This is a genomic window from Bacillus sp. S14(2024), assembly GCF_050473785.1.
Taxonomy (GTDB): domain Bacteria; phylum Bacillota; class Bacilli; order Bacillales; family Bacillaceae_G; genus Bacillus_A; species Bacillus_A yunxiaonensis.
The window spans coordinates 2,926,815-2,952,326 of the sequence record NZ_JBFLUP010000006.1 but is presented as its reverse complement, the minus strand read 5'-3'; the positions used below and the strand labels follow the sequence as shown (position 1 = coordinate 2,952,326).

Sequence of the window (25,512 nt, the reverse complement as noted above, 5' to 3'; positions counted from 1 at the left end):
ACTTTTCTTTGTATTGGGAAGCCGATGAATGATTGTATATATAGTAATTAGAAATAAAGTTCAACAAAACTCCTTTTCTATCATTTCGTATCATTCATTCTTGCATTGTATTATAAATAAGCAAAGTATCAAAGGTATACTACCTAAAGTAAATGGTATAGCTTGTGATACGTGTTGGTATTCTTTAGTGGGATATGTATACACAAAATACTGAAAATTATGTTAAAATAATGTTAATTGTTTAAAAAGGGGGATTCTATTATGAAAAAAGATCGTCTTGCAAAAGTAGATTTAACCAAAAAAATTGAATCGAAACAAAAATATAATAAGAAGCTTGAAAAGTATCAAATGCGTTTACTAGCGTTGCAGCAGATTTTACGAGAAGAAAAAATAGCCGTTATTTTGGCTATGGAAGGTTGGGATGCTGCTGGAAAGGGGGGAGCAATTAAACGAATTACCGAGCACCTTGATCCGCGCGGCTTGCAAGTAAATCCAATTGGTGCGCCTGCTCCTCATGAAAAACGTTATCATTATTTGCAACGATTCTGGCGCAAAATCCCGCAATATGGCCAAATCACTATTTTCGATCGCTCTTGGTACGGTCGTGTATTGGTTGAACGTGTAGAGGGTTTTGCTACAAAGGAAGAGTGGACTAGAGCATACGATGAAATCAATGATTTTGAAAAACTATTAACAGATGATCATTACATAGTAGCGAAATTTTTCTATCATATTAGCAAAGATGAACAGTTAGCGCGATTTAAAGAGCGAGAGCAAAATCCTCTTAAGAAATGGAAAATTACAGATGAAGATTGGCGCAATCGTGAAAAGTGGGATGAATATGTCGAGGCAATGGAAGAGATGTTTGAAAAAACAGATAAACCGAATGCAAGGTGGAATATTATACCTGGCAATGATAAATTGTATGCACGTGTAAAAACATTGAAAGTGATAATTTCATTAATTGAGGACTATTTCTTAGAACATGGTATAGAACTGCCATCATACTATCATGAAATGAAAGAAGCAAAGCAAGAGGAAACTGAACAAGCTTAAGATATAAGTTGCTAAATTTGTACGGAGTGAATCTTGTTAACTGATTATAGTGTTACCTTTATGTGTTAATATATATAGTGGGGCTAAGTGCTCATCGTATCTAAGTCGTTCTCTTTCGTTTGTTTTAGGAGTACTCATAATACGACGCATGCGCAAAAAATGATGAATAAAATAGAAAAATAACGATTTTCTTTGTGGAAGTAAATGGAGTTTATTCTTGTGTCAGCTATATAACTGTGCTAAAATTTATGTAACTTTTAATGAACGGAGGGGTCTCCTTTGATCTTAATCAGATTACGTCTCAATACTTTGTGCCAATAATTGAATAGCGCTCAAAGGCTCTGTCTGTGTGCAGAGTGAACGGGATTGGTCTGTCTCTTTAAAGGAACCCCATTAAACTTATATGTGAAAAGAGGGAGGGACGAATACGCCCTCTTTTTGTTTTGCCTTTAAAAACAGAATGATACGATGCATGTATACAAACAATTTTTAGAATTGGTGTATTATGCTGGGTTTGACGACCATTGAACAAGCTAGAGGCGATGTTTTTATGCTTATTTGTCGTACTCTCATCCGTTTATGAAAAACACAGGCAGTAGCTTGTGTTTTTTATTTTGCGCGTAATCGAAATGGAGGAATAAATATATGGAAAAATTAGTACAAAAAGCAATATTAGTCGGAGTGAATTTAAATAGTCAAAGTGATTTCGAATATTCGATGGAGGAGTTAGCGAATTTAGCGGAAGCGTGTGATGTGGAAGTGATAGGGCAAGTTACACAAAATTTACATCGTGTGAATCCATCCCATTATATTGGAACGGGTAAAATTGAAGAAGTGTCAGCGTTTGTGAAAGAAGTAGATGGAAATTTGGTAATTTTCAACGATGAGTTATCTCCTTCACAAATCCGAAATTTGGAAGCGGATATAGATTGTAAAGTGATTGATCGTACAATTTTAATTTTAGATATTTTTGCGCAGCGTGCCAAAACGAAAGAGGCGCAATTACAGGTTGAAGTTGCACATTTACAATATATGATGCCTCGTTTAATTGGCCTTCGTGAATCACTTGGAAGACAAAGCGGCGGTGTTGGTACGAGAAACAAAGGTGTCGGGGAAAAGAAACTAGAGCTTGATCGCCGTAAGATTGAAGAGCAAATTGCAGCGCTAAATAAAGAGTTAGAAGCACTTACCCTGCATCGTCAAACGCAGCGTAAACAGCGTAAGAAAAATGAAGTACCTGTTGTTTCGTTAGTAGGATATACAAACGCTGGTAAATCAACAACGATGAATGCGATGCTTGAAATGTTTAATGGATCTGCAGAGAAACAAGTATTTGAGAAAGATATGTTATTTGCGACGCTCGAAACAGCTGTGCGAAATATTCAATTGCCAGATAACAAATCATTTTTATTAACGGATACAGTTGGGTTCGTTAGTAAATTGCCGCATCATCTTGTGAAAGCATTCCGTTCGACGTTAGAAGAAGTGGCAGAGGCAGATTTACTCATTCATGTTGTGGATTATACAAATCCAAACTATGAGCATCTCATCGATATTACTAATCAAACGTTAAAACAAATCGGTGTTGAAAATATCCCAACGATTTATGCTTATAATAAAGCGGATGTTATGGATATTGAAATTCCAAAGGTTCAAGATAATCGTGTGTATTTGTCGGCTAAACAAAAAGTAGGTATGGATGAACTAGTACAAATGATTTGTACGCAAATTTATCAAGATTATACAAAGTGTGAAATGTTAATTCCTTATGATCAAGGACAATTAATTTCTTATTTTAACGAACATGCTAATGTTTTATCGACGGACTACGAAAATGAAGGTACGAAAATTACCGTGGAATGTAAAACGAGTGATTTTGAAAAATATAAAAAGTATGTAATATGTTAAAGAATTCGTATGAAATATGAAGAGAAGAGTTGCTGTATTGCAACTCTTTTTTTCGTTATTTTTTCTTTGCATATACACATGTATCTCGTAATTCAGCACCATCTACAGATACATTGTTATTCTCTAAAATCCCCTCCAACTTAAAACCTAACTTTTCTGGTATAGCACGGCTTTTTACATTTCTTGAGTCACAGCGAATTTCTACTCGATTAGCACTTAATTCTTTAAAGGCAAAATCTACAATTCCTGTAACGGCTTCTGTCATGTATCCTTGTCCGCTAAAACGGGAATGAATCCAATAACCAATCTCAAATTTCGGAATATCCCAGTTAATACGATGTAATCCTGAAGAGGCAACAAATTCACCTGTTTCTTTCAGAAAAACGAGTAAACGTAAATCTTCGCGTGCCAAGAATTTTACATGAGAATCTCTAATGTTTGCTTCTACTTCTTGTTCCGTTTGTTCTTTTTGAGCAAAAGGCATCCAAGGTTTTAATTCTTCAATAGACTCATTGATCGCTTCATATACTTCTTTTCCGTCTCCAGGTCTTGGTATTCGTATGAGAAGTCTCTCGGTATAAAATTCAGAAGGAAAGTTTAATAATAATGGATTCATATTAGATACTCCTTACTTGTTCTTTTATATTATGATACTTGAATGGATGTATATGGTAAATGACTTTCTGAATTTTAAAAACTAATAAAAAGGGTATTTACTAAATTTCAACTTTTATGTGTTTTTCATACGACAGTAAGCAGAGAAGTGGAAAAAGGTGAAAAAGAGGTATAAAATAGGTTTTGTTTAAAAAGTCAGAAAAATAAGCGGTGTATGAAATATATGCACAGGCTATTTTCAGCACAGAAGGAGAGGAGCGTGTAACATGCAGATAGCACAAAAGCCGAATGCGAGGACTGCACCAACGATTTACCGTATTTTATTTGCGATTAGCTTCGGTCATTTTCTTAATGACTCGATGCAGGCAGTTGTGCCAGCGCTATTTCCAATTTTGGAAAAGTCGATGAATTTATCTTATATGCAGGTCGGGTGGATTGCCTTTGCTTTGAATATGACATCATCCATTATGCAGCCGATGTTTGGAATGTATTCAGATAAGAAGCCTTCCCCGTATTTATTGCCACTTGGAATGCTCTCAAGCATGCTTGGGATGATTGGACTTGCGTTTGCACCGAACTTTTTTATTGTTATTTTATCCGTTTTATTTATTGGGCTTGGCTCAGCTGTGTTTCATCCAGAAGGTGCTCGAGTTGCTTATATGGCAGCAGGAGCAAAGCGTGGTTTAGCACAATCAATTTATCAAGTAGGGGGAAATACCGGGAATTCACTTGCGCCAATTTTTACGGCACTCGTGTTTGTTCCACTTGGTCAAATCGGTACTGTTTGGTTTACGGGCTTTGCGGTAGTTGGCATTGTTTTATTATACTTTGTTTCTACATGGTATAAAGGGGAGTTAGCAAGCGGGGCTGTAAGAAGGAAGAAACGAGCTGCACTAGAAGCTGAAAATCTAGTAATAAGCAGCCGTGTTAAGTTTGTTATTGTTTTACTTGTATTTTTAACGTTTGTTCGTTCGTGGTATGGAGCAGGGATAGGAAACTTTTATCAATTTTATTTAATTGAGCATTACGGACTATCTATTAAAAATGCACAGTTTTATGTATTTGCTTTCATGATTGCCGGCGTACTTGGAACGTTTTTTGGAGGACCGTTAGCTGATCGCTTTGGAAAGCGAAATATTATTGTCTTTTCCATGCTCGGTTCAGCGCCTCTAGCACTGTTATTGCCACATGTTTCGCTTGTTTGGGTTGTCCCGTTATTTCTTTGTATTGGATTTATTAGTTCTAGTAGTTTCAGTGTTATTGTTGTGTACGCGCAGGAGCTTGTTCCTGGAAAAGTTGGCATGGTATCTGGTTTAATTGTCGGACTCGCATTTGGACTTGGAGCACTAGGAGCAGTTGTACTTGGGAAATTGGCAGATATATATAGCCTTAACTTCATTATGTTGCTATGTAGCATGTTGCCGTTAATTGGTTTATCATCATGGTTACTGCCAAATGATCGTAAAACGATGTAGAAATGGATGGAATAGGAGCCTCGAATATGAAAATATATCATAACGTTACAGAGTTAATTGGAAATACACCTGTTGTGCGTTTATCGCGTATTGTTCCGGAAGATGCGGCTGATATATATGTGAAATTAGAGATGTTTAACCCGTCACGTAGTGTGAAGGACCGTGCGGCTTATAATTTAATTCATATGGCAGAAGAGAATGGATTTATACGACCTGGAGATACAATTATTGAACCGACAAGTGGTAATACAGGAATAGGGTTGGCAATGAATGCGGCTGCGAAAGGATATAAAGCAATTCTTATTATGCCAGACAATATGTCTAAAGAGCGCATTAACTTGCTGAAGGCATACGGAGCTGAGGTAGTACTGACACCAGCTGCTGAACGGATGCCGGGGGCAATTGCAAAAGCATTGGAATTGCAGCAGCAAATTCCAGGCAGCTTTATTCCACAGCAGTTTGAGAACAAAGCAAATCCTGATATTCATCGCACTACAACAGCAGTTGAAATTTATAAACAAATGAACGGTGAATTAGATGCATTTGTTGCAACTGCTGGAACAGGTGGAACCATTACGGGGACAGGAGAAACATTACGAGAAAGGCTTCCTGATTTATATATTGCAGTTGTGGAACCGAAAGGATCTCCCGTTTTATCAGGTGGTACTCCGGGCCCGCATAAATTAGTGGGAACAAGTCCAGGATTTATTCCAAAAAACTTGAATACAGAGATTTATAATGAAATTATTCAAATTGCTGATGAAGATGCAATTGAGACAATGAGAAAGCTTGCGAAAGAAGAGGGGATTTTAGTAGGACCATCATCAGGAGCTTCTGTGTTTGCAGCGATTATACTAGCGAAAAGACTAGGTGTTGGGAAAAAGGTATTATGTATTGCGCCAGATACAGGAGAACGGTATTTGAGTATGGGGCTATTTGAATGATTGCTATGAAGGAGGATGTATGTGAAACATACATCCTCTTTTTCTGTTTGTTACATATTTTCAGTATGTAACATCTTGGATTTTTTTAATTTGTCTTATTTGTTTTTTTACTCAGCACAGACCAGTGTGTTGGACGAGAAAGTAAGTGAGGCAATTTTGTGTGTGAATCGCCCTTCGCTGAGTTAATCTGAACTTGGGTGAGAAAGATACTCTCTGTGAGATTTGCTCCGCTAAGGTCGGCGTCTCGTAAATCAGCACCGATAAGGTCAGCCGCTCTCAAATCGGCGCCTCGGAGGTCGGCAGCAATAAGGTATGCTCCTCTTAAATTTGCTCCTCTGAGATCTGCTCCTTTAAGTTTTGCACCCATGAGATCTGCTCCCCAATGGTTAATTCTCTTGCTTTTTTTTGAATTCTTATGTTGGCGACATGCCTCCGTCCATACTAGTTCGCTTGTCTTTAAAAGCAGAGCGTTGACATTTGCTCGGTGTAATGGAACGTCTAGCTCTATGAGTGAATCGGGACTTAGTTGTGAAAGTCGTTCTGTCTCATCAAAAGCGAGGCTAAGCTCTCGGTGAATCGGACGAGTTACTTTCAATGTTAAGGCTTCAGTTAAATACCAGAGCATTTCATGGAGTTGTTGCATAATTGGAAACACATTGTACATTTTCTGCGCCTTTTTTGGATCTTTAAGCCAGTCTACTCCTTCGAAAGTGACTTGGGAAACCTTTTGTCCTGCGCCGAAGCATTCAAAAACGGTACATCCTTTAAACCCTTGCTGTCTGAGATCTTTATGAATACCGCAGCGAAAGTCCGATTGCAGATTAGGGCAAGGTTTGCCACCATCTTTATTAATTGCAAAATCTGCCGAAGCTGCGAAAGGTAGTGCAACACAACATAAGCCGAAACAGTTTTCACAGTCAGCGCGCAAATCGTTATGATTCAAGTCGTGTTTTGGATAATTATGATTCTCGATCAATATGTGGACCTCCTTAGTTTCCGTATTAATTTTATAAATTAATAGATAAGATTAATAGTTTGGTTGTTGCTTCATTTATGTTAAAAAGCGCCTTCCATTTTAAATGCTATTACTCAATAATTTCACAGTCAATTATTGGTTACATTTAGAGAGAGTTTTAGAAAAGATGTCTTTTAGATAAGTATTTACTATAACCAATCTACTACGTTAGTGCGATGTGAAAAAAATAAGTTGTTCAACTGTATTTTAAATAAATATTGTACATATTATATCACCTTCTAAAATGGTAGTTACTTTATTTTGATAAAAAAAGGTGTAACTTCAAATGTAAGTTACACCTTTTTAATGCTTATCGTTTTAATTTCTTCAGCAACGGCAGGCGATTGATACGATCACCAAGAATGTCAGAAGCAAGCCCGCTTGTAAATACAAAAGCGAAATAAACAAGTCCGCCAAGGGCACCGCATACGACTACAATTATTAAAGACTCTATATATGTTTGTCCTGGAATTAACCATTTCAATAACGTTTTTGCCCCAACTACTACAGCAGACATTGCTGCAGAGTATATTGTAATAAGTAATACGGTTTTACCAGTCTCTATAATGTTAAACTTTGTATATTTCACAATGCAGTATAACATGATTACATCAGAAACGAGGTAACCAAGTATAGTTCCTAATACAGCACCGTGTCCACCTAGTGCATATAGAAGTGGTGTATTGACAAGAACTTTTACAATGATCCCTGCAGTGAAAGCAATCATCGTTTTACGCTGATAATCAATACCCTGTAAGATAGCTGCTGATACGGTGAAAATGGCGCTCATTACAGCAGATGGTGCAAATGAGATCAAATATTGTGATCCGTCTAATGCTGTATTGTGATCAAAATAAACCATGCGAAATGCATCGTAAGCGATGCTAGCAAGTCCAAATGATGCTGGAATTGTGAAAAATAATAATATTGTAAATATCTTTTCAATTTGATTTTGCAATTCATCTAATTTTCCACCCGTAAATGACTGTGTAATTGCCGGGATGATTGAGAGCGAAAATCCTGTTGCCAGTGATGCTGGTATCATAATAAGTTTTTGAGCATAGTTCGTAATGTAAGCAAAAACAGCATTTGCTTTAGTTAGTGGTGTGCCTATTGCTTGCAGTGCATCGGCAACCGTATATTGATCCACTAATGTATAAAGTGGAATGGCAATACCGACAAAAACAATTGGAATCGCATAGCGAAGTAGTTCCATATACATCTTTGTTAAGGGAATCGAAGAAGAGCGCACTTTTCGTTCACCTTCTGGCGCGCGTAGTCCATTGTACTTTTTCCAATACATAACGAGCATGGAAACACTGGCAATTGCTCCAATAACAGCGCCAAATGTTGCGACTGCTACAGAAGATGCAACCGATCCGCCTAATAGTTTAGAAACAACAAAGCTTCCAACTAAAATAAATATAACGCGAGCAATTTGTTCTACAACTTGTGAAACAGCACTTGGTTTCATATGCTGAAAACCTTGGAAATAACCGCGTGTCACGCTCATTGCTGGCACGATAATAAGTGCAAAACTTAGCGCCCGCATTGTTAGTGTTACATCCGCAACGAATCCAGGATCTGGTGTTTTAGAGCGAATAATTAATTCGGATACATAAGGTGCCCCGAAAAATAAAATTAAGAAACCAAGGAATCCCATAACCAGCATTACTTTTAAGCTTGAATTATATAATTTTTTACTTGTGTTGTAATCTCCTAAAGCGTTATATTTGGCAACAAATTTTGAAACGGCGATAGGGATACCTGCTGTTGAAAAGCTTAATAAAATTCCATACCAGGAGTATGCATAAGAATATAAAGCAACTCCATCACTCCCAACTAAAGCTTGAAATGGGAAGAAATAAATAAAACCTAAAATACGTGAAATCATTGTGGCGCCGCTTAGTAAGGCAGTGCCTTTTAATACTTTTGAAGTAGACAAAATACTTCCTCCTACTCATGTTGCTTAAGAATCATCTTTTTCTACTATAAACTTGTCTTGGTATTTTATAAAGTAAAATACTAAAATAATTATTACAGTATTTTTACAAAGTGTGTTTGTTTGTGGGATTTTAGTAGGAAGTTCCAATTTTATAAAAAGTAGGATCATCTTTTTTGATTGTGGCTTAAACGCTTCTTAATAATACAATTTTTAAAAAAGCATGAAGATGCAAGTAGGGAGAATTTGTCATATAATAGGATTGAATCGAAAGGAATATTAGGAGGTGTTGATATGGCGATTACAATAAAATTGCCAGATACTGCAGCGTCTCATGCAAAGCCAATTATGGAAAAGGCGATACTTTGCATGAGGTAGACAAATAATCTAACATACAATCGCCTAAATGGAATTGTATCATTTCTCCTATAGTTGGCTTTGCACCTTATTTAGATGAAACATAAAAAATAAGGGGCGAGCGGAAATGAAATATGTAAAAGCAGCGACTGTTTTACCTGAAAAGTTGATTATAGAAATTCAAAAGTATGTGCAAGGAGAAACAATTTATATTCCAAAACTAGAAAATGCTCATCATAAGTGGGGCACGCGCTCTGGCGGAAGAAAGCAACTTGATGATCGAAATCAGGCAATTAAACATGCTTTTAAAGATGGAGTATCCATTCATCAATTAGCAGAAGAATATTTTCTTGCTGTTGAAACGATAAAAAAAATAGTGTATTCAAAATAGAAATTGTAAGCACTAATTATTGTATAAATAATAATTAGTGCTTTTTTGTGTAAAGTTTGTTTCTAAATTATACAATGCATTTTATAAAGAACATGCATTGTATAAAATATAAAATAGATAAACAATTTGTATGGAGTGATAAAAATGGAAGCTTTTATTAGAAGTGATCAATATAATTTTATAAAATCACAAGCTCATATTCTAGTGAATGGACATGCAACAGCAAACGATAGAGGCGTTATTGCCGCTCTAAAGTCTCTTGCGATAGAAAAAGTGTTAGATGTTTTTGAAAATCTTACTGATGACCAAAAAGAATTAATTGATATGATTTTGACGGTTAGAAATAGGGAGGACGCAGAAGCGTTTTTATTCAAGTTAAATCCGTATGTCATTCCGTTTCAGGAAGTTACGCCGCAAACGTTAAAAAAATTATTTCCTAAAGCTAAAAAATTGAAGCTTCCTGAAATGGAAGGAATAAATATGAAAGAGATGTCTTATCTAGGTTGGATTGATAAAGGCACAAGTAGAAAGTTTATTATAGCAAAGAATAATAATAAGTTTGTTGGTTTACAAGGCACATTCCAAAGTATAAACAAAAAAGGTATTTGTGCATTGTGCCATGGCCATGAAGAAGTAGGTATGTTTCTAGTTGAAATAAAAGGGGATGTACCAGGTACTTTTGTTCAAAAAGGAAACTATATTTGCCAAGATAGCGTAGTGTGTAATCAGAATATGACTTCACTAGATAAATTATATGATTTTATTGAGAGATTGAGAAAATAACTTATAGTAAAAAAATAAGTACAGAAAAGGGTGATCTTTTATCATCCTTTTCATGCTATATGGCATAATTTATTCAATTTTGCATAGATGAAAAAAGGTGGACAGTGGGGAAAGGATCATTTTTTGCATGGCATGATTTTTGCATTTTAATAAAAAAGATTCAGGAAAGTTTTTTGAATGTGAAAATTATGTTGATAAAGGGGAAATGACGTATGAAATATCCACTAACGCCAGATGTAAAACCAGAGTTTTGTACGACAGGTTCATTTATGAGATTACCATCAAGTAATGAACAAGCAAAGATTGCAATTCTAGGAATGCCGTTTGATACGGCTGCTTCTTTTCGCGTTGGTGCGCGTTTTGCCCCGCAAGCAATTCGTCAAGCGTCTATGACTTTGTTCCCATATCATCCGATTCACCATGTTTATCCGTTTGATGATACAAATGCAATTGATATTGGTGATGTGTCTGTAATCCCGCACAATATTCATCGTAGCTATGATGTAATTGAAGAAACTGTTTTTGGATTAATGCAACAAGGAATTATTCCGATAGGTCTTGGAGGGGATCATTCAGTTACATTAGCAAGTCTTCGTGCAGCAGCGAAAGTTCATGGACCTGTCGCAATGATTCATTTCGACTCCCACACAGACACATGGGATACATACTATGAAGAGAAATATTGGCACGGTTCCCCATTTATTCGTGCACATGAAGAAGGGTTACTACAACCTGAAAAAGTATTCCAAATTGGTATCCGTGGAACATTAAATCATCCTGGTGATATAGAAGCTAGTAATGATTTAGGGTATAACGTCATTACAACAGCTGAATTATGTGATCGTGGTTTTGAAAGCGTTCTTGAGCAAATGCGAGCAACGATTGGTGATACACCATGTTTCTTAACATTTGATATTGATTTTGTAGATCCATCTTGTGCACCTGGTACAGGTACGTTAGAAGTGGGGGGATTTAACAGTCGCGAGACTTTAAACATGGTGCGTTCATTAAGTGGATTTAATTATATCGGTTTCGACTTAGTTGAAGTATTGCCGCCATATGATCAAGCTCAAATTACTTCTCTTTTAGCAGCAACACTTGTGCATGATTTTGCTAGCTTAATTGCTTTACAGCTGAAAAATGAAGATAAGTAAGAGGATAATTATTACATTGAAATATAAAAAGACTGATGAAACAACTTTTCATCAGTCTTAAAAAATGTCCATTAATTATTTTTTCTGCCAATTTTCCTTGATAAAGTCTTCACGACCAGACTCTTTTCGTTCCAGGGCATATTTCTCTGGATTCTTTTTATAAAAATGTTGATGGTATTCTTCTGCTTCGTAAAATGGAACAGCTGGGCGAATTTCTGTTACAATGGGATCTTTAAACATACCGCTTTCTGTTAATGCTTGTTTTGATTTTTCAGCAAGCTCTTTTTGTGTTTCGGTGTGATAAAAAATTGCTGTACGATAAGATGGACCACGGTCAAAAAACTGTCCGCCATCATCAGTTGGATCAATTTGCGGCCAATATAAATCTAATAACTTTTGATAAGGAAATATAGTAGGATCAAATGTAATTTGAACAACTTCTAAATGTCCAGATTCCCCAGATTTTACATCTTCATATGTTGGATTTTCAACATGTCCTCCTGCATAACCTGAAATAACTTTATGTATACCGGGCAGTTCATCAAATGGCTTTACCATACACCAAAAGCAACCACCAGCAAAAGTTGCAAGTTCATATTGTTTTTCTTCCATCGCGTGTAATCCCCCTAAATTGATATGTTTTATATAGTATCGTATATGTTGTTTATCATAGCAAGAGAAAAGTCTAGAAGAAAAGCAAAAAATTCATTGACTTTTATATTATGTTCCTATTATCATTTCTTAAATAGGAATGATTACGATTTATAGTAGAGAGGAGAAAAACTTCTTGTTAGATTGGATTATTATTGGTGGCGGTATACAAGGTTGTACAGTAGCCACTTTCTTATTGAAAAGCAATAAGACAACAAAAAAACAGATATGTATTATTGATCCGCATTTTAAACCACTCCATAATTGGAGTTGTATGACAAATAGAATTGGAATGGAATTTCTTCGTTCACCATCTGTACATCATATTGATCCTGAACCGTTTCATTTACAAAAATTTGTCGGAAGTCGTGGGGAGTATAATCATTTTTATGGATCATATAAACGACCTTCTTTACAATTATTTAACGCGCATTGTCAAAGTATATTCAATGAAATTGAATTGAATGATTGTTGGAATCAAGGAAGAGTAAATCATATTATGAAAACAAGTAATGGATGGACTGTAACAACAGAAGATGGGACTGCTAGAACTGCAAAGCATGTAGTCATTGCAATTGGTGTCAATGAACAGCCATTTCTGCCAGAATGGGCAAAGCATATTCAAGATGTTTATCCAAATCATGCAGCTCATATTTATGATAAAAATTCACAAGAGTTGGATTTATTCGAACCACCATTTCTTATCATCGGTGGAGGAATAACTGCTGCTCATTTATCAATTACATTAAGTAGGCGTTTTCCTGGGAAGGTAATCTTATTAAAGAGGCATCCTTTTCGTATCTATGATTTCGATAGTGATCCTGGTTGGTTAGGACCTAAAAATATAAACGCTTTTCATAAGATAGAAGACTTTAACAAACGCAGGAAAGAAATTCAGCAAGCTCGTCATAAAGGATCTATACCAAACAATCTGTATCAGACGTTACGACAGCTTCAAAAAAAGGAAAAGCTCTGCATTATGGATGGTGAGGTAGATTCATTTTCCATAAATTTAAATGAAAATCACATATGTTTAGATTTAAAACAATCAGACGACAAATTGAATGTAAAAAGTATACTACTTGCAACTGGATTTCAAAATACTTTACCAGGTCAAGAGTGGCTATCTTCTTTAATTGAGCAAGAAGATTTAAGTTGTGCTGCATGTGGATATCCAATTATCACGAAATCTTTAGAATGGGCACCAGGTTTATATGTTGCAGGAGCTTTAGCAGAATTAGAAGTTGGGCCTGTGTCGAGAAATATTGCCGGTGCTAGAAAAGCTGCAGAAAAAATTATTAGTAGTATAAAGAATAAATCGTAATGATTACTATTATTGAAGAGGTGCTTATATGAACAAAAAGATACCAGTAACTGTACTTAGTGGCTATTTAGGAGCAGGTAAAACAACGATTTTAAATCATATATTGCAAAATAAAGAAGGTTTAAGAGTTGCTGTCATAGTAAATGACATGAGTGAGATTAATATTGATGCAGAGTTAGTACAACAAAGCGGCGGATTATCAAGGGTAGAAGAAAAGCTCGTTGAAATGTCTAATGGATGTATATGCTGTACGCTACGTGAAGATTTATTATGGGAAGTAGAAAGAATTTCAAAGGAAGGGAATATTGATTATATTGTGATTGAATCTACTGGTATTAGTGAACCAATTCCAGTAGCACAAACGTTTTCTTATATAGATGAAGAATTAGGGATAGATTTAACACGTTTTTGTCAATTGGATACGATGGTAACAGTTGTTGATGCAAATCGATTTTGGCAGGATTTTCATTCAGGAGAAAGCTTATTAGATCGGAAAGAAGCAGTAAGTGACCTAGATACAAGGGAGATAGCAGATTTATTAATTGATCAAATTGAATTTTGTGATGTGTTAATACTAAATAAGTGTGATTTAGTAGCAGAAGAAGAGTTAGACAAGTTAGAAAGGGTTCTTAAAAAACTACAACCAGATGCAAAATTGATTCGCACAATAAAAGGGAATTTTAATCCTAAGGAAGTGTTACATACAAATTTATTTGATTTTGAAAAGGCACAAGCTTCAGCAGGATGGATTAAAGAACTCACATCCGGACACCAGCATCATACACCTGAAACAGAAGAATATAATATTTCTTCTTTTGTATATAAAAGAAAGTTGCCATTTCATTCAGAACGCTTCTATCGATGGATACATGCAATGCCAAACCATATTGTACGAGCAAAAGGAATTGCATGGTGTGCAACAAGAAATAATATGGCCTTGCTTATGTCACAAGCTGGACCGTCTGTTTCAATTGAACCCGTATCATACTGGGTAGCCTCTTTACCTGAAATACAGAGGAAACAAATTTTAATAGAAAACCCGCACTTATTAGATGAGTGGGATGTTGAATATGGAGACCGGATTACAAAACTTGTTTTTATTGGAACAGATTTAAACCCACAGCAAATTACAGCGGAATTAGATAAATGTTTATTAACAATAGAAGAATTTGAATCTGATTGGAGTACCTTAACAGATCCATTTCAATGGGAGATGTAAATTGAAAAAATGGTAATGGAATAAGCGTATGAAAATCTTCGTTTTGTTGAAGGTATGGTACGATTTGTTGCAGCTGATTTCTCCCGGGCAGTATGACTCCCATCTCAAGATTCAGAGGAAAGCGAAGAAGATAGGTGGGGGATAAAGAAAACCCCCACTGATTATCAAATAATCTTTTTATAAATGTTTATATGCAAAATAAAGAGGAAGCCTTAAAAGGTTTCCTCTTTATTTTGTAGCATGTTATTCTGCCCTATTATTGTGTCTGTTTATTAATAATGTTTCCATCTTTATCGATTTGTACATTATTGGAAATAGACTGTAAATATTGCAGCATGTTTTGTTTTTCGGTATCTTGAAGCGGTGTAATTTGGTTATTACGAATCATATAAGGATTAAATGACATTTGTACGTTTTTTCCATTAAACTTAATTGTTAGTACACCAGTTTCTGCACTATGTCCTGTTACATAATCAGGGAAGAGGAAGTTTCCAAGTGAGTATGCAACAGGAACTTTGTTGTAATATTCAAAGCCTTGTAACCAGTGCGGATGGCTTCCGACAATTGCATTTGCACCTGCTTCTACCATTTTTTGTACATATTCTTTTTGATAGTCAGCTGGACGATTTGTTTTTTCGACACCCCAATGCATATACACAATCATATAATCGGCATCTTTCTTTTGTTCTTGAATTGTTTTTGTGACTAGGTTTAAATCGTAACCATTTGCAATACCAGGTTTATCATTTGTAGCTACCCATGCAGAATCAGGCATAAAACGAACAAATGAGATAAACTTGAATTTTTTACCTTTAATTGTAACTTCCCTTGCTGTATACGCATCTGATGCATTTTTGCCTGCACCGATATAGGGAAGGCCTATTTTTTCTACATGGGAAATTGTATCCAATAAGCCGTCTTGGTAATAATCGAGTGTATGGTTATTTCCGATATTAACAATATCATAGCCTGTATTTTTAATAGCTTGTAATGTGGAGGGATCACTTTTAATCCAAAATAGTTGGCCAGGATATTTTTTCTCGCGAGTTGTAAACGCAGATTCTAGATTTACAAATGAGTAGTCTGCTTTTTCTATTTCCGGTTTTACATGCTGAAATGGATAATCAGCACCTTTACTTTGAATAACAGGGCGTAGTTGCCAATCAAACATTGTATCACCCGAGAATGTAAGGGTAATTTCAGGATCTTCTTTCGGTTTTTTTGTTGGTTCTTTTCCTTTTGCTTTTTCTGTTTGCTTATTTTTTACTTTTGTGTTTTGTTCATTTTTCGTTTCTGAATTTAGCGCATAGTTGATCAATAAGATTATAGGGGTAAAAAGTATGGCTAACAGTAAGGTGCGTTTTAGTAATGTTCTTTGTCGGATTTTCATAAAAAACCTTCCTTATAGGTTAATAAAATAAATATATATCAGAATTATATTCTTATATATATTTATAATGATTTTCAATAATAAGGTAACATGAGTAGATTGATTAGGACAACGTGCAAAATGAAAATATTAAATTTTCGAAAAATAGTCTATAATTTTACTTATAATTTTATATATGGAAAGAATGGGTGGGAGAGAATGGTTTTACTTGGCGCTTTAGTAAATGGACTATGTATTATCGTAGGGACATTATTAGGTAGAATTTTTAGTGGTATTTCGGAAAATGTGAAGTCGACTGTTATGCATGCAATTGGTTTAGCAGTAACTGTGCTTGGTTTGCAAATGGGGTTAAAAAGTGAAAACTTTTTAATTGTCATTTTAAGTCTTGTCGTTGGAGCGGTAATCGGAGAATTGCTTATGTTAGAAGAAAAATTAAAAAATTTAGGAGATTGGCTAGAGAAAAAGGTAGGTTCAGGTGGAAAAGGGAGTATATCGCTTGGATTTGTAACTGCAACGTTAATATTTGTAATGGGAGCAATGGGAATTATTGGTTCTTTAGATAGTGGTATTCGTGGAAATCACAATGTTTTATATACGAAAGCAATTATAGATGGTTTTATTTCACTTATTTTAACGACTACGTTAGGAATAGGGGTATTATTTTCGGCTGTTCCCGTTATTTTATATGAAGGATTGATTGCTATTTTTGCTACGCAAATTGATCGTTTTGTACCAGAAACTTTAATGAATAATTTTATTGTAGAAATGACGGCAACAGGTGGAATCATGATTTTTGCTATTGGATTAAACTTACTTGAGATTATTAAAATTAAGGTAGCAAATTTATTGCCTGGTATACTTGTAACGGCTGTTCTTGTTTCTATCATGTATGGGTATACACATTATTTTTAATAAAAAGCAGGAAGATGCCTTGGTGTGGTAATAGTTATTTAAGGAAGGGAGTTGGGATGAAATGTATGAAATAAAATCGTTAGGCACATTATCATTCGAAGAAGCTACAAATTTGTGGAACGCTGGGTTCGAAGGGTATTTTATCGAAATTAAAATGACAATGGATGCTTTTTTAGCAAGAATGGCGCAGGAGGAATTGTCACCATCTTTTTCACTTGTAGCGTATTATAACAGTGAGCCGGTTGGCATTATCTTAAATGGAATTAGAATGATGCATGGTAAAAAAATTGCGTGGAATGGTGGAACAGGAGTTGTTTCTCAATTTCGTAATCGAGGAGTAGGCAAAGAATTAGTAAGAGCTTCCCTAGAGCTGTATAAAAAAGAGGAAGTAGATATCGCGACGCTGGAGGCAATTAGTAAAAATGATGCGGCTATTCATCTTTATAAAAAGATGGGGTATGAAGTAGTTGATCAACTTTTGATGTTACAGCATACAGAAAAACTTGAAGATGATGCTTTTCAGTCGCAACAGAGTAATACATACCATGTGAAAAGAGGTACAGCACAGGATATACATACTGTTCAAGTATCAAATAAAGAAATAAAACCTTGGCAGACGGAATGGATGAGTGTTAGAAAAGATGGGGAATTATTAACTGTGTATGATAATAAAAATGAGGAATTAGCGTATTTCCTTTATAAAAAAGTACTTGATCAGACAGGAAAACAACAGGCCACTGTATTGTATCAAAGCTATGTAGATACAAAGCGTCTAGATCAAGCGGAAATTGTTCGATTCGGATTAAGTGAAATATTTTCCCCTTTACAAGATCAAATAAAAAGAATGACAATGAATTTACCTGCTTCCAATGAGATGGTTGTTCGTATTTTAAAAGAAGCGGGATTCACAGTTGCAAATGAGCAAGTGTTTATGGTTCAATATTTATCCCGCATTAACGAGTGATAAATAGATGTGAAAATAGCTTCAATGAAAGTATAGAGTAAGTTTGTTTTGATAAAGGGGAACAAAGAAAAGTCCAGCGTTGAATTACTGGACTTTTTCCCCATTAATATCTCTATAATGTTAAGAATTAAAATTGTAAACAAAGATAGCTTAAAGTTCCATATTCATAGCTACGATGAACTACTTTTGGTTCTGCAGTGCCGCTTCCCATTGCAATGAAAAGAGGAACAAAGTGTTCTGCTCTCGGAACAGCTAAACGTGCATGAGGAGCTTCAGTTTCCCAGTTGAATAGGGCGTCGATATTGTTATTCTGAATTTGATCAATGAGCCATTCGTCAAATTCAACAGCCCATGGTTCAGGCGTAGTTTGTTCCCATTTCAACATTCGTAAATTGTGCACTGTAACACCACTGCCAATGACTAAAATATCTTCTTTTCCAAGTTCCTGAATGGCTTTTCCGATTTCATATTGCTCTTTTGCAGGAAGGAAAGGATTTACTGAAATTTGAACGACAGGTACATCAGCTTGCGGATACATACGGTGTAGAAGTGTCCAAGAGCCATGATCTAATCCGCGCGTTGTATCTTTTTGAACGGCAATACCTCGGTTTTTAAATTTCTCTTCTAGCATTGTTGCAAGGACGGATGACCCTTTTGCAGTATATTTTATTTCGTATAATTCAGGAGGAAAGCCACCAAAATCATAAATCGTTTCATATGCATTGTCTGAAGAAGAAATAGTTAAAATTTCACTTTCCCAATGAGCTGTAAAAATGACAATTGCTTTTGGTTTATATGTGTTACCAAGTGTTTTTAAAAATTTTGTATAGTCGGTATCTTCAATGGCTAACATAGGAGAACCATGTGCTAAAAATAATGATGGCATCATAATTATTTTACCTCCAATAATTAAATTACTTTATGTAAGTAACTATACAACTTTAAATTAATTTCGTCAAGAATGAAGTGGCAGGAATTAAAATATCATAATTTGTAAAAAGGAAAGCTTTTACATATAATTTATAGTAAGAAAAATGAATAGTGGTTCATTTTATAGGGGTATAGATTCATATTGCTGTGAAATAGATTATAGGGTTGGGGGAGTCAAATATGAATAGACAAGAAGGCTTCGTTATGACGTCGGATGGGTCGGAAATTTATTTACGTCAATGGTTACCAGAAAGTGAGCCTCGTGGGATTGTTCAAATTGCGCATGGTATGGCGGAACATGTTGGTGCATACACAGAATGTATTGAAGCGTTATTGGAAGCTGGATACGGGGTATATGCTCATGATCATCGCGGGCATGGAAAAACAGTAAAGCAGGAAGAAGATTATGGTCATTTTGAGCCGAATATAGGCTGGAATCAAGCTATCTCTGACGTAATCTTCGTTTCAGAGCTTATTCGTAAGGAACACATCTGTCCACTTTTCTTATTAGGGCATAGTATGGGATCTTTCATATCAAGACGTGCTGTGCAGCTCCGCGGTGAGTTATATAATGGATTTCTTATTTCAGGAACAGGTGGGAATCCAGGATTATTAGGAGTGGTTGGTCATAAAGTCGCAACAATTGAAATGAAACTTCGCGGTGCAAAAAAGAAAAGTCCAATGCTGAACTTCTTGTCATTTGGTAATTTTAACTCACACTTTAAGCCAAACCGTACGAAGTTTGATTGGCTGTCTTCGGATACGAATCAAGTTGATAGATACATAGAAGATTCACAATGTGGATTTATTTGTACAACGAGCTTTTATCGTGAATTATTTAACGGTGTACTGTTGGTAAATAAACTTGAAGAATATAAGAAAACACCAAAAGAGCTTCCCATTTATATTTTTTCTGGAGACCGTGACCCGGTTGGAAACATGGGAAAGGGTGTACAAGAAGTATATGATATGTATAAAAAATGCGGTGTTAAAGATGTAACAATTCGTTTATATGAGAATGGAAGGCATGAAATGTTCCACGAAGTGAACAGACAGGAAGTATTTCAAGATGTGATTTCATGGTTAAACGAGTATATTGTGTAAGGTGAAAGCCTCTCTTTTTATATAGACGTATCTTTAAAATAAAGTTTAACCGGTTTGAATTTATCAATAGCAACTAAATTTAACATTTTAAAGTAAGAGCATTTCTTTGTAATGAGAAATGCTTTTTATTTTTGTCAAAATTAAAAGGTTATTTCAATAACAATAATAACATAACGAAAAACAATACGAATTTATTGTAAAACGATAAATCGTATGCTAAAATCATGTTGTTATTAAATAAGTGAGGTGTTTATTTTGAGAGAAGTCACAACATTGTTTTTAAAAATAGCTGTTTTTATTATAGGACTACCGGTTCTTGCTTTATGTATATTTTTAGTGCCCCATATGGCGAATTTCGCAGCAAAATTGTATCCAAATATTGCCCCAATGAAATATCTCGTTTTCATCGTGATGTATGGAGCGGCTGTGCCTTTTTACTTTGCTCTCTATCAGGCTTTCAATCTTTTACGGTACATTGACGAGAACACAGCGTTCTCGGAATTATCTGTAAAGGCGTTAAAGAACATAAAGTGCTGTGCGATTACAATCAGTGGTTTGTATGTATTAGGTTTGCCACTCTTTCATTTTATAGCGAAGAAAGTTGACCCTCCTATTGCATTAATGGGACTCATCATCATTTTTGCTTCGTTGGTTATCGCCGTTTTTGCTGCTATCCTCCAACGGCTTCTACAAGAAGCGATTAACATAAAATCAGAAAATGATTTGACGGTCTGAGGTGGAGGATATGACAATTATTATTAATATTGATGTGATGTTAGCAAAACGAAAAATGAGCGTAACGGAGCTTTCGGAGAGGGTTGGAATTACTATGGCGAATCTTTCCATTCTGAAAAATGGGAAAGCAAAAGCGGTTCGTTTTTCAACATTAGAAGCGATATGTAAGACTTTGAATTGTCAGCCGGGTGATATTTTGGAGTACAAAAGCGACGAAGATACTCTATAAAAACAGACAACAAAACTACCGGGAGTCGACAGAGAAATTAAGGGATAGCTTAATGGCTATCCCTTCTTTGCGTTTATTGATGTTATTTACTCAGAGAATTCCATTGAGAATTGCATTGATATTAGTGACAAAAAATGTGATGTGATTTGCAATGCTTACACCTCAAAAGGGAACCCGTTAGCTTCATTTGCAGTATCTCCTTTTAAATATCCGCCATTTCATAATAAGATGAGGTTTCTTTTTTCAGGATAAAAAACAATTGTTATAATAAATATTCAGAAATAAAAGAATTTTATATTCTGTGTGCATAAAAGAGAAAAGGGAGAAAAATTAATGATTGTTAGAGAAGCGTTATTAAAAGAAGCAAACGAGCTAAGTAACCTCGCATTATCCTCAAAAGCAACTTGGAATTATAGCGAAGAATTTGTATTAGCGTGTAAGGAAGACTTAACAATTACGGAACAATATATTAAGAATAACTATGTTTATATTTTAGAAGAAAAACAAGAAACTGTCGGCTTTTTTTCTTTCCAAAGAAAAGAAATAGACAGTCTTGATTTTCTATACTTACACCCAAATTACAAAGGGAAAGGCTATGGCAGAATTCTTTGGGAAAGTGTTGTTCAGAAAGCATTGGAATTAGAAATTAAGAGTTTTACGATTGATAGTGATCCGAACGCAAAAGGGTATTACGTAAAAATGGGGGCGAAACAAATAGGGGAAATACCTTCTACTGTTTTTAAAAATCGCATGCTGCCGCTTTTACGGTATGATTTGTAAATGAATTCTCATTGGATATTTTGAATTTAGTTAGGAGATGCTAAATACGGTGTATACGAAAATAGAAAAAATGAGAGATATTTTATTTCAATCTTGGTCAATAGAGACGAGTTCAAAATGGACCTCGGATAATCCAGCGAAAGGGCAATGTGGTGTAACAGCATTAGTAATCCATGATTTATTTGAAGGGGAAATCATGAAGACGAAAGTTTCAGAAGGTTGGCACTTTTATAACATTATTAATGGTAAAAGATATGATTTCACAGCATCGCAATTTTTAGAAGAGATAATATATATGGACGTTCCTTCTAATAGAGAGGAAGCATTTGCAGATACAAATAAGACACAATATAATGCTTTAAAACAAAATGTTTATATCCATATAAAGGAAGTTATTTCGTAATAATTATCTTTTGACTCTTGTTGACCAATAAGTTACTATAGTCGTAGTAACTTATTGAGAAGGAATGTTTATATCAAAAAGAGTCGAGAGGGGAAATATTTTTGAAAACAGCATATGTAAGCGCCACAATCGTGACTTTAAATGAAAAGAATGAAGTATTGAAAAACGGATATATCATTGTAGAAGATGGTCAAATTATAGAAGTGCAATCAGGAGAATTACCTAGTGAGAAACAAGTGGATGAAGTTATTGATCTTCATGGAAAGTGGGTCTTACCTGGTCTGGTGAATACGCATACGCATGTCTTAATGAGTATTTTACGTGGAATTGGTGACGATATGCTCCTAAAGCCATGGCTTGAAACGAGAATTTGGCCACTTGAAAGCCAATTTACGCCAGATCTTGCTGTTGCGAGTACAGAGCTTGGTTTGTTAGAAATGGTGAAAAGTGGAACTACATCATTTTCTGATATGTTTAATCCAATCGGAGTAGATCAGGATTCTATTATGGAAGCTGTTCGTAAAAGCGGAATGCGTGCTGCTGTTTCGCGAACATTATTTAGCTTCGGAACGAAAGAAGATGAAAAGAAAGCAATTCATGAAGCGGAGAAGTATGTGAAACGTTATTACAATGAAGATGGTATGTTAACGACGATGGTCGCTCCACATAGTCCATATGCATGTTCTACGGAAATGTTAGAAGAGTGTGCACGAATTGCAGTGGAAAATAAGACGATGGTTCATATTCATCTTTCCGAAACAGATCGTGAAGTTCAGGATATTGAAGCGCAATATGGAAAACGTCCGGTAGAGTATGTAGCAGATTGTGGGTTGTTCAAGAGACCGACTGTAATTGCTCACGGTGTTGTGCTGAATGATAATGAGCGCGCTTTTTTAGCGGAAAACGATGTTCGCGTTGCTCATAATCCGATTAGTAATTTAAAATTAGGATCGGGTATAGCAGATATTCGAGCAATGTTAGAGAGCGGCATAAAAGTCGGAATTGCAACAGATAGTGTTGCTTCTAATAACAATTTAGATATGTTTGAAGAAATGCGTATTGCCACTTTATTACAAAAAGGTGTTCATAAAGACGCAACAACATTACCTGTTGAAACACTTCTCACATTAGCAACAAAAGTAGGTGCAGAGGTAATTGGGATGAACCAAACAGGTTCATTAGAAGTAGGAAAGTGTGCTGACTTTATTACAATTGATCCATCTAAAAAGCCGCATTTACAACCGGCAGAAGAAGTATTGTCACACCTTGTATACGCAGCGAGCGGAAAAGACGTTTCAGATGTTGTTATTAATGGAAAACAAATTGTTTGGAACGGTGAGTGTAAAACGTTAGATGAAGAACGTATTATTTTTGAAGCAAGCCGTTATAAACAAGGATTGAATATGTAAGTAATAAGAAAACGCTATCCTTTCATCAAATGAAAGGATAGCGTTTTTGTTTATATTTGAAAGAATAAAAATTCAGTGAAATGTAACACTTTTGAGATAATTATTCTGTTATAATATATAACGTTTTGTAATTTAATTAAAGGAGCCGATTTATGAAAGAAAAACTAATGATGGGAGTTATACTTGCCGCCTCTTTATTGATTTCAGCTTGTAGTAATAACTCGAGTAAACCGAAGGAAGTAAGTGAAAAACAAGTATTACATGTAACGATATCAGAAGAAATTCCGTCCTTAGATACTGCAAAATCCATGAACGGTACATCATCGCATGTAATGCAAAATATATTTGAAGGATTATATGTACTTGATGAGAAAGATAATCCAGTGCCTGGTGTTGCAAAATCTTTTGAAAAAAGTACAGATGGAAAAACATATATCTTTCATTTACGTAAAGATGCAAAATGGTCGAATGGGGATGCTGTAACAGCAAATGATTTTGTTTATTCATGGCAGCGTACAGTGAACCCGCAAACAGCATCGCAATATGCATACATGTTATTTTATATAAAAAATGCAGAAGCAATAAATAAAGGAGCATTAGCTGTAGATCAACTAGGTGTAAAAGCCATTGACGATGTTACATTAGAGGTACAGTTAGAGACACCGATTCCTTACTTCCTAAATTTACTGACACTTCCTATTTATTTACCACAGCACAAATCGTTTGTTGAGGAAAAAGGAAGTAAGTATGGATTAGAACCAGAAGACATGATTTATAATGGTCCATTTGTATTATCGGAATGGAAACATGAACAAGAATTTAAGTTGAAGAGAAATGATACATATTGGGATAAAAATACCGTGAAATTAGAAGAAATTAATTTTCATATTGTAAAAGATACAGCAACAGCTGTTAATTTATATGGAACTGGTAGTATCGATCGTACTCCAATTAATTCTTCGTTTGTTGATAAATATAAAGGGAAAAGTGATTTTTATACAACGAAAGATCCTGCTATAGCTATGTTACGTTTTAATCAAAAGAATTCTGCACTAGCAAATACAAAATTACGACAATCAATTTCTATGGCTTTAAATAAAGAAGCAGTAGTAAATCATTTTCTAAACAACGGTGCAACAGCAGCTCAAGGATTAATACCAGAAGGATACAAAAATGAAAAAGATGGAAAAGATTTCAGAAAAGAGAACGGTGACCTTGCCGTATATAATGTTGAAAAGGCAAAGAATTTTTGGGAAGATGCGAAGAAAGAGCTTGGTGTAGAACAGATAACACTTGAATTTTTAACGTACGAACAGGATCAAGCGAAGCAGACAGCGGAATATATAAAAGGAGAACTTGAAAAGAATTTACAAGGATTAACAATAAAAATAAAACCACAACCATTTAAACAAAAATTACAACTTGAACAAACAGGACAGTATGATATATCGATGGTTGTATGGGGACCGGATTACAAAGATCCGATTAGTTATTTAGAATTATTTACGACAGATAATCCAAATAATAAAATGAACTATTCTAATCAGCATTATGATGAACTGATAAATAGTGCGAAAAATGATCTTGTATTGGAAGAGCAAAAACGTTGGAAAGCTATGCAAGAAGCAGAGAGAATATTATTAGAAGACGCTGCTGTTGTACCGCTTTATCATACTGGTTCAGCATACCTTCAAAAGGAATATGTAAAAGGAATTGAAAAGCATGAATTTGGTGGTGTTTATACGTATAAACATGCTTATATAAGTCGAAAAGAGAAATAGGTAGGATATAAAAGGGCTAAGAGCTTTTGGGAAATCTTAGC

The 25,512-nt window shown here is 35.2% G+C and carries 24 protein-coding genes; 18 read left to right on the top strand and 6 right to left on the bottom strand.

The genetic code is table 11. From position 1 onward, the window contains the following. Positions 1-261 precede the first annotated feature (261 nt). Both AB1279_RS15205 and hflX read left to right on the top strand, forming a co-directional pair. Positions 262-1,056: a polyphosphate kinase 2 family protein gene (locus tag AB1279_RS15205; RefSeq protein ID WP_429759667.1), complete on the top strand. Its 795-nt coding sequence runs from the start codon at positions 262-264 to the stop codon at positions 1,054-1,056. Between the two features lie 645 nt (positions 1,057-1,701). Continuing rightward, complete coding sequence (gene hflX, locus AB1279_RS15200; protein WP_429759665.1) at positions 1,702-2,964, top strand: GTPase HflX; 1,263 nt, start codon at positions 1,702-1,704, stop codon at positions 2,962-2,964. 55 nt (positions 2,965-3,019) lie between these two features. On the opposite strand, the gene AB1279_RS15195 is transcribed toward hflX, so the two are convergent. Beyond that, the gene (locus AB1279_RS15195; protein ID WP_429759663.1) at positions 3,020-3,580 is read right to left on the bottom strand and encodes a GNAT family N-acetyltransferase; all 561 of its coding nucleotides are present in this window, start codon (positions 3,578-3,580) and stop codon (positions 3,020-3,022) included. A 265-nt stretch (positions 3,581-3,845) separates the two neighbouring features. Here AB1279_RS15195 and AB1279_RS15190 point away from each other — a divergent pair, with 265 nt between their 5' ends. Further along, positions 3,846-5,054, top strand: a complete 1,209-nt coding sequence (locus AB1279_RS15190; RefSeq protein WP_429759661.1) for an MFS transporter — start codon at positions 3,846-3,848, stop codon at positions 5,052-5,054. A 26-nt stretch (positions 5,055-5,080) separates the two neighbouring features. Continuing rightward, positions 5,081-5,998: a cysteine synthase A gene (gene cysK, locus AB1279_RS15185; protein ID WP_429759659.1), complete on the top strand. Its 918-nt coding sequence runs from the start codon at positions 5,081-5,083 to the stop codon at positions 5,996-5,998. Between the two features lie 85 nt (positions 5,999-6,083). Here cysK and AB1279_RS15180 read toward each other — a convergent pair whose 3' ends face one another. Both AB1279_RS15180 and AB1279_RS15175 read right to left on the bottom strand, forming a co-directional pair. Further along, positions 6,084-6,977 carry a pentapeptide repeat-containing protein gene (locus AB1279_RS15180; RefSeq protein ID WP_429761426.1) on the bottom strand — a complete coding sequence of 298 codons (894 nt, stop codon included), beginning with the start codon at positions 6,975-6,977 and terminating at the stop codon, positions 6,084-6,086. Positions 6,978-7,323: 346 nt separating this feature from the next. After that, positions 7,324-8,958 carry a putative polysaccharide biosynthesis protein gene (locus AB1279_RS15175; protein ID WP_429759657.1) on the bottom strand — a complete coding sequence of 545 codons (1,635 nt, stop codon included), beginning with the start codon at positions 8,956-8,958 and terminating at the stop codon, positions 7,324-7,326. A gap of 481 nt (positions 8,959-9,439) precedes the next feature. On the opposite strand from AB1279_RS15175, the gene AB1279_RS15170 reads away from it, so the two are divergent. The 3 genes from AB1279_RS15170 (at position 9,440) to speB (ending at position 11,640) form a co-directional block, all read left to right on the top strand. Next, a complete protein-coding gene (locus AB1279_RS15170; RefSeq protein ID WP_336484305.1) occupies positions 9,440-9,703 on the top strand; it encodes a CD3324 family protein in 264 nt (87 codons plus the stop codon). 144 nt (positions 9,704-9,847) lie between these two features. Then, positions 9,848-10,486, top strand: a complete 639-nt coding sequence (locus AB1279_RS15165) for a FusB/FusC family EF-G-binding protein (protein WP_429759655.1) — start codon at positions 9,848-9,850, stop codon at positions 10,484-10,486. A 212-nt stretch (positions 10,487-10,698) separates the two neighbouring features. Then, positions 10,699-11,640 (top strand): agmatinase, encoded by a 942-nt coding sequence (gene speB / locus AB1279_RS15160; RefSeq protein WP_336484307.1) that lies wholly within the window; start codon positions 10,699-10,701, stop codon positions 11,638-11,640. Between the two features lie 75 nt (positions 11,641-11,715). Here the strand turns inward: speB and msrA are convergent, their stop codons facing one another. Continuing rightward, positions 11,716-12,252 (bottom strand): peptide-methionine (S)-S-oxide reductase MsrA, encoded by a 537-nt coding sequence (gene msrA, locus AB1279_RS15155; protein ID WP_429759653.1) that lies wholly within the window; start codon positions 12,250-12,252, stop codon positions 11,716-11,718. A gap of 175 nt (positions 12,253-12,427) precedes the next feature. Between msrA and AB1279_RS15150 the strand changes: the two genes are divergently transcribed. Further along, positions 12,428-13,615: an FAD-dependent oxidoreductase gene (locus AB1279_RS15150; protein WP_429759651.1), complete on the top strand. Its 1,188-nt coding sequence runs from the start codon at positions 12,428-12,430 to the stop codon at positions 13,613-13,615. Positions 13,616-13,643: 28 nt separating this feature from the next. Then, positions 13,644-14,834 (top strand): GTP-binding protein, encoded by a 1,191-nt coding sequence (locus tag AB1279_RS15145; RefSeq protein WP_377884204.1) that lies wholly within the window; start codon positions 13,644-13,646, stop codon positions 14,832-14,834. 256 nt (positions 14,835-15,090) lie between these two features. Here the strand turns inward: AB1279_RS15145 and AB1279_RS15140 are convergent, their stop codons facing one another. After that, entirely contained in the window at positions 15,091-16,224 is a 1,134-nt protein-coding gene (locus AB1279_RS15140; RefSeq protein ID WP_429759650.1) for a CapA family protein, read from the bottom strand. Positions 16,225-16,422: 198 nt separating this feature from the next. On the opposite strand from AB1279_RS15140, the gene AB1279_RS15135 reads away from it, so the two are divergent. Both AB1279_RS15135 and AB1279_RS15130 read left to right on the top strand, forming a co-directional pair. Further along, positions 16,423-17,136, top strand: a complete 714-nt coding sequence (locus AB1279_RS15135) for a DUF554 domain-containing protein (RefSeq protein ID WP_429759648.1) — start codon at positions 16,423-16,425, stop codon at positions 17,134-17,136. A 61-nt stretch (positions 17,137-17,197) separates the two neighbouring features. Then, the gene (locus AB1279_RS15130) at positions 17,198-18,100 is read left to right on the top strand and encodes a GNAT family N-acetyltransferase (RefSeq protein WP_429759646.1); all 903 of its coding nucleotides are present in this window, start codon (positions 17,198-17,200) and stop codon (positions 18,098-18,100) included. 127 nt (positions 18,101-18,227) lie between these two features. Here the strand turns inward: AB1279_RS15130 and AB1279_RS15125 are convergent, their stop codons facing one another. Then, entirely contained in the window at positions 18,228-18,989 is a 762-nt protein-coding gene (locus tag AB1279_RS15125) for a DODA-type extradiol aromatic ring-opening family dioxygenase (RefSeq protein WP_429759645.1), read from the bottom strand. A gap of 221 nt (positions 18,990-19,210) precedes the next feature. Between AB1279_RS15125 and AB1279_RS15120 the strand changes: the two genes are divergently transcribed. The 7 genes from AB1279_RS15120 (at position 19,211) to AB1279_RS15090 (ending at position 25,471) form a co-directional block, all read left to right on the top strand. Further along, positions 19,211-20,134, top strand: a complete 924-nt coding sequence (locus AB1279_RS15120; RefSeq protein WP_429750472.1) for an alpha/beta fold hydrolase — start codon at positions 19,211-19,213, stop codon at positions 20,132-20,134. A gap of 255 nt (positions 20,135-20,389) precedes the next feature. Beyond that, positions 20,390-20,869 (top strand): DUF2975 domain-containing protein, encoded by a 480-nt coding sequence (locus AB1279_RS15115; protein WP_028399940.1) that lies wholly within the window; start codon positions 20,390-20,392, stop codon positions 20,867-20,869. A gap of 10 nt (positions 20,870-20,879) precedes the next feature. Continuing rightward, positions 20,880-21,098: a helix-turn-helix domain-containing protein gene (locus tag AB1279_RS15110; RefSeq protein ID WP_176524649.1), complete on the top strand. Its 219-nt coding sequence runs from the start codon at positions 20,880-20,882 to the stop codon at positions 21,096-21,098. 333 nt (positions 21,099-21,431) lie between these two features. Next, entirely contained in the window at positions 21,432-21,878 is a 447-nt protein-coding gene (locus AB1279_RS15105; RefSeq protein ID WP_429759643.1) for a GNAT family N-acetyltransferase, read from the top strand. A 70-nt stretch (positions 21,879-21,948) separates the two neighbouring features. Beyond that, positions 21,949-22,281 (top strand): YunG family protein, encoded by a 333-nt coding sequence (locus AB1279_RS15100; RefSeq protein ID WP_429761424.1) that lies wholly within the window; start codon positions 21,949-21,951, stop codon positions 22,279-22,281. Positions 22,282-22,382: 101 nt separating this feature from the next. Then, entirely contained in the window at positions 22,383-23,690 is a 1,308-nt protein-coding gene (locus AB1279_RS15095) for a bifunctional S-methyl-5'-thioadenosine deaminase/S-adenosylhomocysteine deaminase (RefSeq protein ID WP_429759642.1), read from the top strand. A 152-nt stretch (positions 23,691-23,842) separates the two neighbouring features. Next, positions 23,843-25,471, top strand: coding sequence for a peptide ABC transporter substrate-binding protein (locus tag AB1279_RS15090; RefSeq protein ID WP_429759640.1), 1,629 nt, complete (start codon positions 23,843-23,845; stop codon positions 25,469-25,471). Positions 25,472-25,512 lie beyond the last annotated feature (41 nt).